The organism is Tardiphaga sp. 172_B4_N1_3, assembly GCF_052076035.1.
In the GTDB taxonomy this organism is placed as follows: domain Bacteria; phylum Pseudomonadota; class Alphaproteobacteria; order Rhizobiales; family Xanthobacteraceae; genus Tardiphaga; species Tardiphaga robiniae.
The window spans coordinates 843,430-856,895 of sequence record NZ_CP197238.1 but is presented as its reverse complement, the minus strand read 5'-3'; the positions used below and the strand labels follow the sequence as shown (position 1 = coordinate 856,895).

Annotated in this window: 12 protein-coding genes; 4 read left to right on the top strand and 8 right to left on the bottom strand. The window is 62.0% G+C overall.

From position 1 onward, the window contains the following. Position 1 precedes the first annotated feature (1 nt). Positions 2–1,708: an IlvD/Edd family dehydratase gene (locus tag AB7783_RS03720; RefSeq protein WP_439076563.1), complete on the bottom strand. Its 1,707-nt coding sequence runs from the start codon at positions 1,706–1,708 to the stop codon at positions 2–4. Positions 1,709–1,796: 88 nt separating this feature from the next. Next, positions 1,797–2,612, bottom strand: a complete 816-nt coding sequence (locus tag AB7783_RS03715) for an NAD-dependent epimerase/dehydratase family protein (RefSeq protein ID WP_320443669.1) — start codon at positions 2,610–2,612, stop codon at positions 1,797–1,799. Positions 2,613–2,758: 146 nt separating this feature from the next. Here AB7783_RS03715 and AB7783_RS03710 point away from each other — a divergent pair, with 146 nt between their 5' ends. Further along, on the top strand, positions 2,759–3,718 hold the full coding sequence (locus AB7783_RS03710) for an SMP-30/gluconolactonase/LRE family protein (RefSeq protein ID WP_441276873.1): 960 nt from the start codon (positions 2,759–2,761) through the stop codon (positions 3,716–3,718). A 196-nt stretch (positions 3,719–3,914) separates the two neighbouring features. On the opposite strand, the gene AB7783_RS03705 is transcribed toward AB7783_RS03710, so the two are convergent. The 3 genes from AB7783_RS03705 to AB7783_RS03695 all read right to left on the bottom strand — a co-directional run bounded on the left by AB7783_RS03705 (position 3,915) and on the right by AB7783_RS03695 (position 7,673). After that, positions 3,915–5,345, bottom strand: coding sequence for an aldehyde dehydrogenase family protein (locus tag AB7783_RS03705; RefSeq protein WP_441276872.1), 1,431 nt, complete (start codon positions 5,343–5,345; stop codon positions 3,915–3,917). 275 nt (positions 5,346–5,620) lie between these two features. Then, on the bottom strand, positions 5,621–6,595 hold the full coding sequence (locus tag AB7783_RS03700; protein ID WP_441276871.1) for a DMT family transporter: 975 nt from the start codon (positions 6,593–6,595) through the stop codon (positions 5,621–5,623). A gap of 157 nt (positions 6,596–6,752) precedes the next feature. Next, positions 6,753–7,673: a c-type cytochrome gene (locus tag AB7783_RS03695; RefSeq protein WP_441276870.1), complete on the bottom strand. Its 921-nt coding sequence runs from the start codon at positions 7,671–7,673 to the stop codon at positions 6,753–6,755. 164 nt (positions 7,674–7,837) lie between these two features. On the opposite strand from AB7783_RS03695, the gene AB7783_RS03690 reads away from it, so the two are divergent. From AB7783_RS03690 to AB7783_RS03680, 3 genes are all read left to right on the top strand, one after another. Continuing rightward, positions 7,838–8,260 (top strand): CHRD domain-containing protein, encoded by a 423-nt coding sequence (locus tag AB7783_RS03690; protein ID WP_089266947.1) that lies wholly within the window; start codon positions 7,838–7,840, stop codon positions 8,258–8,260. A gap of 144 nt (positions 8,261–8,404) precedes the next feature. Continuing rightward, positions 8,405–8,620 (top strand): type II toxin-antitoxin system PrlF family antitoxin, encoded by a 216-nt coding sequence (locus tag AB7783_RS03685; RefSeq protein ID WP_441276869.1) that lies wholly within the window; start codon positions 8,405–8,407, stop codon positions 8,618–8,620. Then, positions 8,607–8,960 (top strand): type II toxin-antitoxin system PemK/MazF family toxin, encoded by a 354-nt coding sequence (locus tag AB7783_RS03680; protein ID WP_441276868.1) that lies wholly within the window; start codon positions 8,607–8,609, stop codon positions 8,958–8,960. Before AB7783_RS03685 ends, AB7783_RS03680 begins: the two co-directional genes overlap by 14 nt. An 8-nt stretch (positions 8,961–8,968) precedes the next feature. On the opposite strand, the gene AB7783_RS03675 is transcribed toward AB7783_RS03680, so the two are convergent. From AB7783_RS03675 to murJ, 3 genes are all read right to left on the bottom strand, one after another. Next, entirely contained in the window at positions 8,969–9,415 is a 447-nt protein-coding gene (locus tag AB7783_RS03675) for a c-type cytochrome (protein ID WP_439057874.1), read from the bottom strand. Positions 9,416–9,507: 92 nt separating this feature from the next. Then, positions 9,508–11,805: a xanthine dehydrogenase family protein molybdopterin-binding subunit gene (locus AB7783_RS03670; RefSeq protein ID WP_441276867.1), complete on the bottom strand. Its 2,298-nt coding sequence runs from the start codon at positions 11,803–11,805 to the stop codon at positions 9,508–9,510. Between the two features lie 102 nt (positions 11,806–11,907). Further along, on the bottom strand, positions 11,908–13,440 hold the full coding sequence (gene murJ, locus AB7783_RS03665) for a murein biosynthesis integral membrane protein MurJ (RefSeq protein WP_441276866.1): 1,533 nt from the start codon (positions 13,438–13,440) through the stop codon (positions 11,908–11,910). Positions 13,441–13,466: the final 26 nt, after the last annotated feature.

Sequence of the window (13,466 nt, the reverse complement as noted above, 5' to 3'; positions counted from 1 at the left end):
GTCAGCCCTTCCCCTTCGCCGTCATGAAGTCGAAATCGCAGCCGTCATCGGCCTGCAGGATCGTGGTGTGAAACAGATGCGCATAGCCGCGCTTCGCCCAGTCCGGCGTCTGCGCTGGCGGGAGCGCAGCCTGGCGCTTCGCAAGCTCGGCATCGTCGACCAACAGATCGATCGACCGTTTCGCCACATCCAGACGGATCATGTCGCCGTTCTTCACAAGCGCCAGCGGGCCACCCACGGCGCTCTCCGGCGTGATGTGCAGCACAATGGTGCCGAAGGCTGTACCGCTCATGCGCGCGTCTGAAATACGCACCATGTCCTTCACGCCGGCACGCGCCAGCTTCATGGGGATTGGCAGATAGCCGGCCTCCGGCATGCCCGGTGCGCCCTTGGGACCGGCATTGCGCAGCACCAGCACGTCATCGGCATTGACGTCGAGATCGGGATCGTCGACGCGGTTCGTCATGTCCTCGACGGATTCGAACACCACGGCACGGCCGGTGTGCTGCATCAGCTTGGGCGACGCGGCGGAATGCTTGATGACGGCGCTGCGCGGCGCCAGATTACCGTGTAGGATCGCCAGTCCGCCTTCGCGCTTGATCGGATTGTCCTTCGAGCGGATCACGTCCTGGCCCGGCACTTCTTCGGCATTCGCCACGATCTCGCGCAATGTCTCGCCGGTGACGGATTTCGCATCGAGATCGATGAGATCGCCGAGCTGCGCCATCAGTTTCGGCACGCCGCCCGCGTGATGGAAGTGCTCCATATAGTGATCGCCGGACGGCTTCAGATCGACCAGCACCGGCACGTCGCGGCCGAGCTCGTCGAAAGCAGCGAGATCGATCCGGTTCGGCGTACGGTTGGCCATCGCCGTGAGATGGATCAGTCCGTTGGTCGAGCCGCCGATCGCCTGCAGTACGACCTGCGCATTGCGGAACGAGCCCGGCGTCAGGAATTCGCTCGGCTTCGGTCCCTTGTTCTTGGCGAGCGTCGCGGCAACCTTGCCGCTGGCTTCGGCGGAGCGAAAGCGCTCGGCATGCGGTGCCGGGATCGTCGCGCTCATCGGCAGCGACAGGCCCGTGGCTTCGGTGATGCAGGCCATGGTCGACGCCGTGCCCATCACCATGCATGTGCCAACCGACGGCGCGAGGCGCGCATTGACGTCGTCGATTTCCTGCTGGTCGATCTCGCCGGCGCGGAACTTGCCCCACATGCGCCGGCAGTCGGTACAGGCGCCGAGCACTTCTCCCTTGTGATGGCCGACCACCATTGGGCCGACCGGGATCACCACCGTCGGCAGATCGACCGACAGCGCCGCCATGATCTGCGCCGGCAGCGTCTTGTCGCAGCCGCCGATCACCACCACTGCATCCATCGGCTGCGCCTTGATCATCTCCTCGGTATCCATCGCCATCAGATTGCGCAGATACATCGAGGTCGGATGGGCGAAGCTTTCGCCGATCGAGATGGTCGGAAACACCATCGGTAGCGCGCCGGCCAGCATCACGCCGCGCTTCACGGCCTCGATGATCTGGGGCGAATTGCCGTGGCACGGATTGTAGTCGCTATGGGTGTTGGTGATGCCGACGATGGGCCGGTCCAGCGCATCGTCGGAATAACCCATGGCCTTGATGAAGGCCTTGCGCAGGAACAGCGAGAACCCGGCATCACCGTAACTGGTCAGCCCCTTGCGCAATCCGTCGGCCATGTCGCGTTCCCATTCCAAGCTTGTTTTGAATGCTTCTTATGAAGCCACCAAAATTCTTGTCAATGCGCGGGACGGACTGGCTGGGCCCCTATTTCGGCTCCCACACCTTACTGAAATCACCAGCGAATTCGGCGCTGCAAAATGCCCCGCCCTGATAGAAATCACCGACCGGATCGGATTTCATCTTCGCCTGTTCCGCCATTGCGTGTTCGCGATGATCCTCGGCTTTGCCGACCGGGCGATAGCCGAGTTCATAGGCGCGGGAGTTATCCCACCAGGCACGCTCGTTATAGGAGGCGCCATACAGCACCTCGAAATGGATGGCGGGATGTTCGAGCCCGATCTGGCAGAGCTGCACCAGATCCTCGGGCTTGAGCCAAATCGACAGCCGACGTTGATCAAGCGGCCTGTCGCCGAAATTGCCGATCCGCAGGCATGTCACCGACAGCCCGTATTTGTCGGCATAGAGCGAGCCCACCGCCTCGCCGAACACCTTGCTGACGCCGTAGCGGCTGTCCGGCCGTGCCGTAACGTCCGGCGGGATTTTGCTGTGGCGTGGATAGAAGCCGACCGCGTGATTGGACGACGCGAAGATAATGCGCTTGACGCCCTTCTTGCGCGCTGCCTCGAACAGATTGTAACCGCCGATGATATTGGCCTGCAGGATGGTGTCCCAGGGCCCCTCCACCGAGAAACCGCCGAAATGCAGGATGCCATCGACGCCTTCGCAGATCGCCTCGACGGCGGCGAGATCGGCCAGATCAGCCTGCTTGAAGTTTTCATTTGGCTTGAGATTCGGTGGCGTGGTGAGATCGCTCAGCACGAGGTCCGGATAGATCGGCGGCAGCAATTCGCGCAAGCGCGTGCCAATTCCGCCAGATGCGCCCGTCATCAAGATCTTCATTCCGTCCCTCGTAATGTTGTCAGTTGTCAGACAAGTATGGCGCGGCGCGGGCGCGACGGCAAGGCAGTGGAACCGGCATTGCTTGCCGCCTACCCTCGCCAATGTTAGCAAACGCATCCGAGGAAACGACAGAGAACGAGACGCCAATGTCCGACACATCATCGCGCGGCTGGCAGCCGGCGACCTATTATCCCGACCCCGCCATTCACGCCCTCGATCCCCGCTTCGAAAAATACTGGATCAAGCTCGGCGCCATTGAACGCATCGCGACCGGCATGCGCTGGGCCGAAGGTCCGATATGGTTCGGTGACGGCCGCTATCTATTGTGTTCAGATATTCCCAACAACCGCATTATCAAATGGGAAGAGGAAACCGGCGCGGTCAGCGATTTCCGCAAGCCGTCGAATTACGGCAATGGCAACACGCGGGATCGCCAGGGACGCCTGATCACCTGCGAACACGGCCGCCGCATCACCCGCACCGAATATGACGGCTCCATCACGGTGCTGATGGACAATTTCGAAGGCAAGAAGCTGAACTCGCCGAATGACGTCGTAGTGAAGTCCGACGGCTCGATCTGGTTCACGGATCCCCCCTTCGGATTGATGAGTGACTATGAGGGCAACAAAGCGCCATCCGAGATCGGACAGAATATCTATCGCATCGACGGCGATACGTTGACGTCCACCATCGTCGCCGATGATGTTCTCGGCCCGAACGGACTGTGTTTTTCGCCTGACGAGAAGCTGCTCTATGTCGTGGAATCCCGCGGCGTGCCGAACCGCAAGATTCTCGCCTACGACGTTGCTGCCGACGGGAAGACGCTGAAGAACAAGCGCATACTGATCGATGCGGGCCCGGGCACACCCGACGGCATGCGCTGCGATATCGACGGCAATCTCTGGTGCGGCTGGGGCATGGGCAAGCCGGAGCTCGACGGCGTCTTCATCTTCGCCCCCGATGGCGAACAAATCGGCCGTATCGCGTTGCCCGAGCGCTGCGCCAATGTCTGTTTCGGCGGCGTGAAACGCAACCGGCTGTTCATGGCATCGAGCCAGTCGATCTATGCGGTGTATGTGAATACGCAGGGGGCACTGGGGGGCTGAGGGTACACCGCCCTCTCAACGTCATTGCGAGCGTAGCGAAGCAATCCAGTCTTTCCACGCTTGTGGCCTTCTGGATTGCCGCGTCGCTTCGCTCCTTGCAATGACGGCGGAGACCATCGTAGAAACAAAAACGCCGGCATGGATGGCTCCATGCCGGCGTTTTCAGTCACGAAGCTTGCGCTTCAACGACGCGGTCTTACGCCGCGGTGTAGCCGGCGATTGCCTTGACCTCGAGGAAGTCCTCGAGACCGTGCTTGCCCCATTCGCGGCCGTTGCCGGACTGCTTGTAGCCGCCGAACGGCGCAGTGCGGTCGTTCGGCGCGCCCTGCAGGTTGACATTGCCCGCGCGGATGCGACGGCCGAACTTGCGAGCGTTATCGATGGTGTCTGCCGAGACGTAGCCAGCGAGGCCATAAGGCGTGTCATTGGCGATGCGGAGCGCATCGGCTTCGTCCTTGGACCCCATGATCACGAGCACCGGCCCGAAGATTTCCTCGCGTGCGATGGTCATGTTCTCGGTGACGTCGGCGAAGATCGTCGGACGGACGTAGAAGCCCTTGTTGACGCCTTCCGGCAGGCCGGGGCCACCGGCGACCAGCGTGGCGCCTTCCTCGATGCCCTTCTGGATCAGGCCCTGGATCTTGTCCCACTGGCCGCGATTGACCACCGGACCGATGACGGTGCCGTCGGCACGGGGATCGCCGGCCTTGGTCTTGTCGGCCTGCGCCTTGGCGATGGCAGCGATTTCCTTCATCTTCGCCTGCGGCACGATCATGCGGCTCGGCGCGTTGCACGACTGTCCGGAATTGTTGAACATGTGCGCGACACCGCCGGTGACGGCCTTCACGAAGTCGGCGCCGTCGAGGATCACGTTCGGCGACTTGCCGCCGAGTTCCTGGCTGACGCGCTTCACGGTGTTCGCGGCGCGCTTGGCAACGTCGATGCCGGCGCGGGTCGAGCCCGTGAAGGAGATCATGTCGATATCGGGATGCTCGCTCATGGCGACGCCGACGTCGGGGCCCAAACCATTCACGAGGTTGAACACGCCCTTCGGCACGCCGGCTTCATGGAGGATTTCCGCGAAGATCAAGGCCGAGGTCGGGGTGTATTCCGACGGCTTCAGCAGCATGGTGCAGCCGGCAGCAAGCGCGGGTGCGACCTTGCAAGCGATCTGGTTCAGCGGCCAGTTCCACGGGGTGATCATGCCGACGACGCCAATCGGCTCCTTCGTGATCATGGCGGCGTTGTGCGCCTCGTCGAACTTGTAGGTCTTCAGCACGTCGAGCGTGGCGACGAGGTGACCGAGGCCGGCACCGGCCTGCAGCTTCTCGGCCATCGGCAGAGGAGCGCCCATTTCGTCGGAGACCGACGCACCGATATCCGACATGCGGGTCTTGTAGACCGCGATGATCTTTTCGAGCAGCGCGATGCGCTCTTCACGGGTGGTCTGGGAGAACGTCTCGAAAGCGCGCTTGGCAGCAGCGACAGCCTTGTCGACGTCGGCCTTGGAGCCCAGCGCAATGTCGTACATCGCATCTTCAGTCGCCGGATTGACGACAGGGGTGGTCTTCTTGACGACGGGATCGACCCAGGCGCCATCGATGTAGAATTGCAGGCGGTTGACCATTGGTAACCTCTTTGATTTCGGGAACGTCTGTCGTCAGAAAATTCTGTGCAGCCGGGTCTATCTGGGAAGGAACGACACGTCCGGCAAGCACCCTTGCGCGGTCATTTCGCCTCATGAGCCCGTCATGCACGGGGTGCCGCGTGAAAGCAGCAAATGCATATAAATCCAGCCGCGTGGCAGGAGCAAGGCCCCGTGATTTGCGCACGTTCTAAAATCGAAATGTCACAGCTTGCCAGCAAAGCGCAGTGTGCATTGCAACAAAATTGAGCGAAAAATCAACGCGACTTTGCGCGGACAGCGATGGGCGCATCGGGATCGGCCTCGTCATCGGCCATGGTGGAAATCGGCGACATCGGTGTATCGCGCAACCGCTTCAGGCCGAGATGGCGCTCGCGCAGAATGACGAAAATGCCGGCCCCTGCGACGATCACCGCGCCGCCCACCACATAGGGCGTCGGCACTTCGCCGAACATCCAGAAGCCGAGCAGGAAGGCCCACAGCATCGCCGTATAGTCGAACGGCGCCAGGAAGGACGCCGGCGCATAGCGATAGCTCTCGGTGAACAGCATCTGGCCGAGACCACCGGAAATGCCGATGCCGACCAGCAGCGCCAATTCGAAGTCCGTAGGCCAGCGCCAGCCGAATGGCGCGGTGAGCAGCGACGCCGCCATCACGATCAGCGTCATGAAGATGACAATCGCGGATGAGGACTCCGTTGCGGTCAGCCGGCGGATCTGGATGGTCGCACCGCCCGACGAGAAGGCATTGAGCAGCGCCAGCGACAGACCGACGATCATCGACGTGGTCAGCGCCGCGTGATCGTGGAAATACGGCGACAGCATCAGGATCACGCCGGAAAAGCCAATCGCCACCGCCGACCAGCGATAGGCATGGACCTGCTCTTTCAGGAAGATCGCGGCGAACACCACGGTGATCAGCGGCGCGATGAAGGCAATGGCGGTCACATCCGCGATCGGCAGCCGCGCCAGCGCGCCGAAGGTGCAGAAGGTGCCGATCACGCTGAACGAGCCGCGCACCAGATGCGCGGAGACGCGGTTGGTGCGCAGCGCGCCGCGCAATTGACCGCGCCAGCCGAAAAAGAGCACGATCGGGATCAGCGCAAACAACCCGCGGGCAAACACGATCTCGCCGAGTGGCACGTCGCTGCCGAGATAGCGACCCTGCGCGCCCATGATGGCAAACGCCATGGTGCTGGCAATCTTCAGCGACACGGCTTTGAAGATGTTCATGAGTTCGGGGAAATGGAGATCAGGGGAATCGTGGGGGTCTTCATGTTGCAGCACACAATCATGTGAGCCTCCTCACGAAAACCGCCGATGCGACATGGCTTGGCGGGTTTCCATGCAAGGCTGCACCTCGCCACAACCCAACCTTGCGCGGGCGGTTTTAGCCCTTTTTGGCGGGCCTAATGGGCCCGTCCACCGCAGGGAGCGACTTCAGATAGAGCGCCATCGCCGAGCGGTCGTCTGCGCTCAACTGGGAGGTATTGCGGATCACGCGGGCCATGGAGCCACCGGCGGTGTCGCCGTCCGGCGTCTGCCCGGTTTCGAGAAAATACGCCATGTCCTTTTCGCTCCAGTCACCGAGACGCTTTTGGGTGATGTTAGGTACCCAACCCTCTCCGTCAGGATTCGGACCTCCGGCAAAGCGCTGTGCCGTCACGATGCCGCCCAGCGCGTTGCGCGGGCTGTGGCACTCGGCACAGTGGCCCAGCGCATTCACCAGATAGCTGCCGCGATTCCACTGCGGCGACTTCGATGCATCCGCCTCGAAGGGTTTGCCATCGAGGAACAGCAGCTTCCAGACGCCGAGATTGCGGCGGATGTTGAACGGGAATGGCACCGCATGATCCGGCGCCTTGCTGGCGACCTGTGGCAGCGTCTTTAGATAGCCGAACAGATCGCGCACGTCCTCCATCTTCATCTGCTGATAGGACGTGTAGGGAAAGGCCGGAAAGTAATGCGAACCGTTCGGCGACGTCCCCTTCAACAGCGCCGTGACGAAATCAGCCTCGCTCCAGCGGCCTATCCCGGCGACCGGATCCGGCGAGATGTTTGGCACATAGAACGTACCGAACGGCGATGTGAGCGGCAGCCCGCCGCCAAGCTTGAGCCGATCCTGCTGCGCCGGCGTCGCATGGCATGACGAGCAGCCACCGGCATTGAAGACCACTGCGCCATTGCCGGGATTGGGCGTGTGCGGCGGGAGCGTGCTCGCAGCCACTGTTACGGGAATCGTCAGCCACCAGAACACGCCGAGGCCGATGACAGCCGCGACAAATGCGAGAATGAAAAGCCGTTTCAGCACGTACATGTCCAATTGGTATCCGGGTCAAACTTCAGCACATAAAGCGCGTCGAACAGCCGCTGCCGGAACGAAACCGTGATTCATCCCTTAGGCTCCCGGGGGAATGAATTAGCGTCTCGGATGTTTCCAGCCATGACGACCTCACCATCATCAGGGAGAAAACCATGTCACCTCGTTCGATCATGCTCGCGTCCCTCGCACTCGGCGCCAGCATCGCCCTAGCCGGCCCCGCTTCCGCCGACAAGATGAAGGCGACCCTCGACAGCGCCTCCGAAGTGCCCGCCAATACCAGCGCCGGCAAGGGCACCGCCGATATCGACTTCGATCCCGCCACCAAGAAGCTGACCTGGAAGCTGACCTATTCCGGCCTCACGGGTCCTGCGACCATGGCGCATTTCCACGGCCCCGCCGAAGCCGGCAAGAATGCCGGAGTGGCCGTACCGATCACACCAGCCACATCCGGCTCCGAAGGCAGCGCCACGCTGACCGACGCACAGGCCGCCGACCTGTTGGCCGGCAAGTACTATGTCAACATCCACACTGAGGCCAACAAAGGCGGCGAGATCCGCGGACAGGTGACGAAGTAACATTCGTGCCGAACATGGCTTGGACACGAGGGCGAGTGCTACAGCACTCGCCCTCGTGCTGTCGGGAAACATCTCATTTCCGGAGCAAGACATCCACTTGAACAATGTAAGGACTTTCCTTACATTGTAATCTGAGGATGCTCGATGATCACCAGCAAGATGACCAGCAAGGCTCAGACGACGATCCCCCAACCCGTGCGCGCGGCGCTTGGGCTGAAGGAAGGCGACGAGATCGCCTATGCCATCGAAGAAGGCCGCGTCGTCCTTACGCGTGCCGAGCAGAGCAAACACGAAGACCCCTTCGCGACATTCGACGAATGGGATAGCGCCGCTGACCGGAAGGCCTATGGCCGACTTTGAGCAAGGCGATATCATCCGCGTCCCATTTCCTTATACAGATAAGGACACGAGGCAACGTCGCCCCGCTTTGGTCGTGTCTTCCGGCCCGATAGGAGAAGCCAGCGCGTTGCTCTGGGTCGTCATGATTACATCCGCAGAGAACAGGCCATGGCTCGGCGATGTACCCATCCCGAACCACGAGCGTAGCGGCCTCCCCGTCGCATCAGTCGTTCGCCCGTTCAAGATCGCGACCATTGAAGTTCGGCACGCTGACCGCATCGGCAAGATCGCCAAGCCTGCGCTTCGAAATGTCATGCACCAACTTCAGACAATCTTGTCCGTAAGTAGCTCTGCCGACTGAGGTCTGACTCAGATCTTCAGCCTGAACGTCTCGTGGCAGCCGCCGCATGCCTTGCCGATGCCGCCGACATTGGCCTTGAGGCTGTCGAGATCCTTGATCTTCGCCTTGGCGTCGGTGACAGCTTTGGCGAAGGTGACGATGTGGGCATCGAAACCGGCCTTGTCTTCCCAGACCTTCGGCGACGTCGAATAGTCACCTTCAGCCTTCAGGCCCTTGGTGCTGTCCGGAAACAGCGTCGGCAGCTTTTTGGCGGTTTCGTCCAGCACGGTCAGCGCGGCCTCGACCGCGGCCTGATCATAGGGCTTGTCGCCCTTGGCCATCGCGCTGAGCGTCCCACCCAAGGCGCGGCCGTTGGATTTCATCAGCGTCTGGCGTTCCTTGACGATCTCCTGCTGGGCCGAGACTGCCCCCACACTCAACAGCAAAGCTCCGACTACGAGAAGCGCACGTTTCATCGACCAATACCCCTGTTTGGAATTCGATTAGGACTAGTTCGCAACATGTAGATGAACCCCGCCGCCATCGGGCTATTCCCGGCGGCGACGCTTTACAGCGTGTGGAGCCGTTCGTGCTCGCGGATCGCCATCCACACCCGCTCAGGAGTTGCGGGCATGTCGATGTGCTCGATTTTGTATTCGCGATAGAGACCATCGATGATGGCGTTCATCACAGCCGGACAGGAGCCGATGGCGCCAGCCTCGCCAGCCCCCTTCACGCCCAGCGGATTGGTCACGCAGGGGATGTTGTGGGTCTCGAACGAGATCGGCGCGCCGTCGGCCGCGCGCGGCAGCGCATAGTCCATGAAAGTGCCGGTGACGAGCTGGCCGTCCTCGGGATCATAGATCGCCTGCTCCATGAGCGCCTGGCCGATGCCCTGCATGGTGCCGCCATGAACCTGGCCGGCCAGCAGCAACGGATTCAGCGTGACGCCGAAATCGTCGACGATGACGTAATTGACAATGGCGATCTTGCCGGTCGCAGGATCGATCTCGACTTCGACCAGATGGGTGCCGTTGGGGAAGGTGCCGTCGGCGCTGCTGAAGGTTTCAGACGCATTGAGCTTCGACGGATCGGCCTTCTTTGCGAGATCGGCGAATGACACCGAGCGATCAGTGCCGGCGATCTTCACCACGCCGCCATCGATCTCGAGGTCGGCGGCGCTGGTTTCCAGCACATCCGCCGCCAGCTCCTTGAGGTTGATACCGAGCTGCCTGGTGGCGCGCTGCACGCTGACGCCACCGGTCGGGATCGATGCGGAGCCGCCGGTGCCGAGACCGGTCGCCACCTTCGCCGTGTCGCCCTGAATGATGTGCACGCGATCCGGCGTCACGCCGAACTGTTCGGCGACGATCTGCGCGTAGGCGGTGTGGTGGCCCTGTCCTGTGGATTGGGTGCCGATCAGGATCGTGATGTCACCATCGGCGCCAACAGCAACGTTGGCGGTCTCGTCGCCCATGGTGCCGCAGACTTCCACATAGGTGGCCATGCCGATACCGCGAACCAGGCCCTCCTTCTTCGCGGCCTTGGCCCGCCTTGGAAATTCCTTCCAGCCCGCGACATCCATCGCGCGTTTCATATGCGCGGTGAAATCGCCGGAGTCGTAAACCTTGCCCGTCGCGGTCTTGTACGGCATCGCCTTCGGCGAAATGAAATTCTTGCGGCGGATCGCATCCGGCGACATGCCGAGCTTGCGCGCGCATTGATCGACGAGACGCTCGACCACATAGGCGGCCTCCGGACGGCCGGCGCCGCGATAGGCATCCACCGGCACGGAGTTGGTGAACACCGTGCGCACGCGGCAATGGAATGTCTGGATGTCGTAGAGACCCGGCAACATGCCGGCGCCGCCATGCGGGATATACGGCCCGAAGGTCGACAGATACGCGCCCATGTCGGCCATCAGGTCGACATCCATGGCGAGAAACTTGCCGTCGTCACTCAGCGCCATGCGAGCATGGGTGACATTGTCACGGCCCTGCGCGTCGCCGAGGAAGTGATCGGTCCGGTCCGCCACCCATTTCACATTCTTGCCGAGCTTCTTGGCGGCAAAGGCCACCAGCGCATATTCACGGTAGGGAAACAGCCGCGTGCCGAAACCACCGCCGACATCGGGGCATATCACGCGCATCTTGTCCTTCGGCATTTTCAGCACGTTGTCGCAGAGAATGTCACGCAAACGATGGCTACCCTGGCTGCCGATGGTCAGCGTCATGTGATCGCGCTTGGCGTCGTATTCACAGATCGCCGCGCGGGTCTCCATATAGTTGATGATGACGCGCGGATTGACGATCTTCACCTCGGCGACAGCTGGCGCCTTGGCGAACACCGCATCGACCGCCTTCTTGTCGCCGATCGGCACATCGAACAGGATGTTGCCGGGATGCTTGGCCCACACCTGCGGCGCGCCCTTGGCGACGGCATTGACCAGACCGTTCACAGACGGCAGTGGCTTCCAGTCGACCTCGATCGCCTCAATCGCATCGCGCGCCTGCGCGACAGTCTCCGCAACCACGAAGGCCACGGCGTCGCCGACATGGCGGACTTCCCCGGCGGCGAGGATCGGATAATCCGGCCCGGTGAAAGGATGATCCTCGAGATTGAACAGGCAGGGCAGACCGCCGAGGTCCTTGGTGTCTTCCGCCGTCAGAATCGCAGCGACACCCGGAAGTGTGCGCGCCTTGCTGACATCGATGGTGAAATTGGCATGGGCATGCGGCGAGCGCAGCACGAGGGCATGCAGCGTGACGGGCGCATGATCGTCGGTATAGCGGCCACGGCCACGAATGAGGGCGTCGTCTTCTTTGCGCAGGACACTCTGTCCGACGCCGAATTTGATGGGGGCCATCGTTCCTCCGCATGCAGCTTAGACTCAATCTACACTGCGGGAGGATGGCGGCAAGTGGCACAGAGCGTCGCCCTGCCCGACTTTGGGACACGATGAAGCGAGCTATCTGGCGCGGACCAGGCTGCGCAGCCAGCTTTTGCCGAAAAGCATCAGGACCAATGCCGAATAGACCAGGACGGTCACGATGATGAGAACTCCCAGCGTCGCTTCGTCGCGGAGGCTGGTGAGGCCCGCAAACTGCTCCGCCGCAAGACGCGCGGTCCCCCACAGCACCGCAGCGAGGACCACGCCGGTCAACGCGAATTTGCCCAGCGCCAGCAGGAATGCGCGGTCGAATTCAAGATAACCGGCCCGCATGGCGAAGAAGATGACCAGCAGCAGATTGATCCAGGCTCCCGCCGCGGTGCCAAGCGCAAGGCCGATCTGCGCCAGAGGCCCCATCAGCAGAATCTTCAGCGCGACATTGACCGCGATGCCGGTGAGCGCGGCAATCATCGGCGTCGTGGTATCCTTGCGGGCATTGAAGGTTGCGACCGCGCTGCGAATCATCACGAAGGGGATGAGCGCTATGGCATAGGCGGCGAGCGTCGCCGCAGCGACGGCAGCATCGGCCTTGGTGAAGGCCCCGCGTGCAAACATCGCCCGCATGATGACATCGGGTACCACGAGAAATGCAGCCACGAAGGGCAGCGAGAACAACAGCGTGAACAGGAAGGCGCGGCGCTGCGCGCTCATGGCGCCGACGTGATCGTCTGCCGCCATCCGCCGCGACATTTCCGGCAAGAGCACCGTGCCGATGGCGATGCCGATCACCCCGATCGGCAACTGGTTGAGACGGTCGGCGTAATACAGCGCCGACAGCGCGCCGACCGGCAGGAAGGTCGCGATGATGGTGTCGGCAAACAATGCGACTTGCGTGCCCATTGAGCCGAGCGTGGCCGGGCCGAGCGCGCGGAAGAAGCCGCGCACGTCCTCGTCGAGGCGCAGCGGCGCGAAACGCGGTAGCCCGCCATGGCGCTGCAAGTCTCCGGCGAGCAGGAAATATTGCAGAAAGCCCGAAATCAACACGCCCCAAGCCGCCGCGTGACCTGCACTCGGAAAGAACGCAGCCAGCGCCAGCGTCGCCATCATGGAGATATTGAGGAAGATCGAGGCCGCCGCGGCACTGGCAAAGCGCTGCATGACGTTCAGCATGCCGCCATAGAGCGTCACCAGCGTGATCAGCAGCAGATAGGGAAAAGTGATGCGTGTCAGCTCGATGGCGAGATGACGCTGCGCGGGATCATCGGTGAAGCCCGGCGCCAGGATGCTCATGGCCTGCGGCATGAACAGAATGGCCAAAATGAGCAGGACGACCTGCGACGCAAACAGCAGCGTGAAGATGCGATCGGCAAACAGATGTGCCGATGCCGGCCCGCCCTTTCCCGTCACATGGGCATAGGCCGGGACGAAAGCGGCATTGAACGCGCCTTCGGCGAAAATGGCGCGGAAGTGATTGGGCAGTCGCAGCGCCACGAAGAAGGCGTCAGCCACCGGCCCGGCGCCAAGGATCGCCGCGAGCATGATGTCGCGCGCGAAACCGGTGATCCGCGAGAGCAGCGTATATCCGCCGACGGTGAAAATGCGTCCCAGCATCAGCCGCTTCTACAGCATGAAGCGGC

Coding starts and splice junctions, on each gene's coding strand:
- AB7783_RS03720 (WP_439076563.1), bottom strand. CDS start 1,708: ATGGCCGACGGATTGCGCAAGGGGCTGACCAGTTACGGTGATGCCGGG.
- AB7783_RS03715 (WP_320443669.1), bottom strand. CDS start 2,612: ATGAAGATCTTGATGACGGGCGCATCTGGCGGAATTGGCACGCGCTTG.
- AB7783_RS03710 (WP_441276873.1), top strand. CDS start 2,759: ATGTCCGACACATCATCGCGCGGCTGGCAGCCGGCGACCTATTATCCC.
- AB7783_RS03705 (WP_441276872.1), bottom strand. CDS start 5,345: ATGGTCAACCGCCTGCAATTCTACATCGATGGCGCCTGGGTCGATCCC.
- AB7783_RS03700 (WP_441276871.1), bottom strand. CDS start 6,595: ATGAACATCTTCAAAGCCGTGTCGCTGAAGATTGCCAGCACCATGGCG.
- AB7783_RS03690 (WP_089266947.1), top strand. CDS start 7,838: ATGTCACCTCGTTCGATCATGCTCGCGTCCCTCGCACTCGGCGCCAGC.
- AB7783_RS03685 (WP_441276869.1), top strand. CDS start 8,405: ATGATCACCAGCAAGATGACCAGCAAGGCTCAGACGACGATCCCCCAA.
- AB7783_RS03680 (WP_441276868.1), top strand. CDS start 8,607: ATGGCCGACTTTGAGCAAGGCGATATCATCCGCGTCCCATTTCCTTAT.
- AB7783_RS03675 (WP_439057874.1), bottom strand. CDS start 9,415: ATGAAACGTGCGCTTCTCGTAGTCGGAGCTTTGCTGTTGAGTGTGGGG.
- AB7783_RS03670 (WP_441276867.1), bottom strand. CDS start 11,805: ATGGCCCCCATCAAATTCGGCGTCGGACAGAGTGTCCTGCGCAAAGAA.
- murJ (WP_441276866.1), bottom strand. CDS start 13,440: ATGCTGGGACGCATTTTCACCGTCGGCGGATATACGCTGCTCTCGCGG.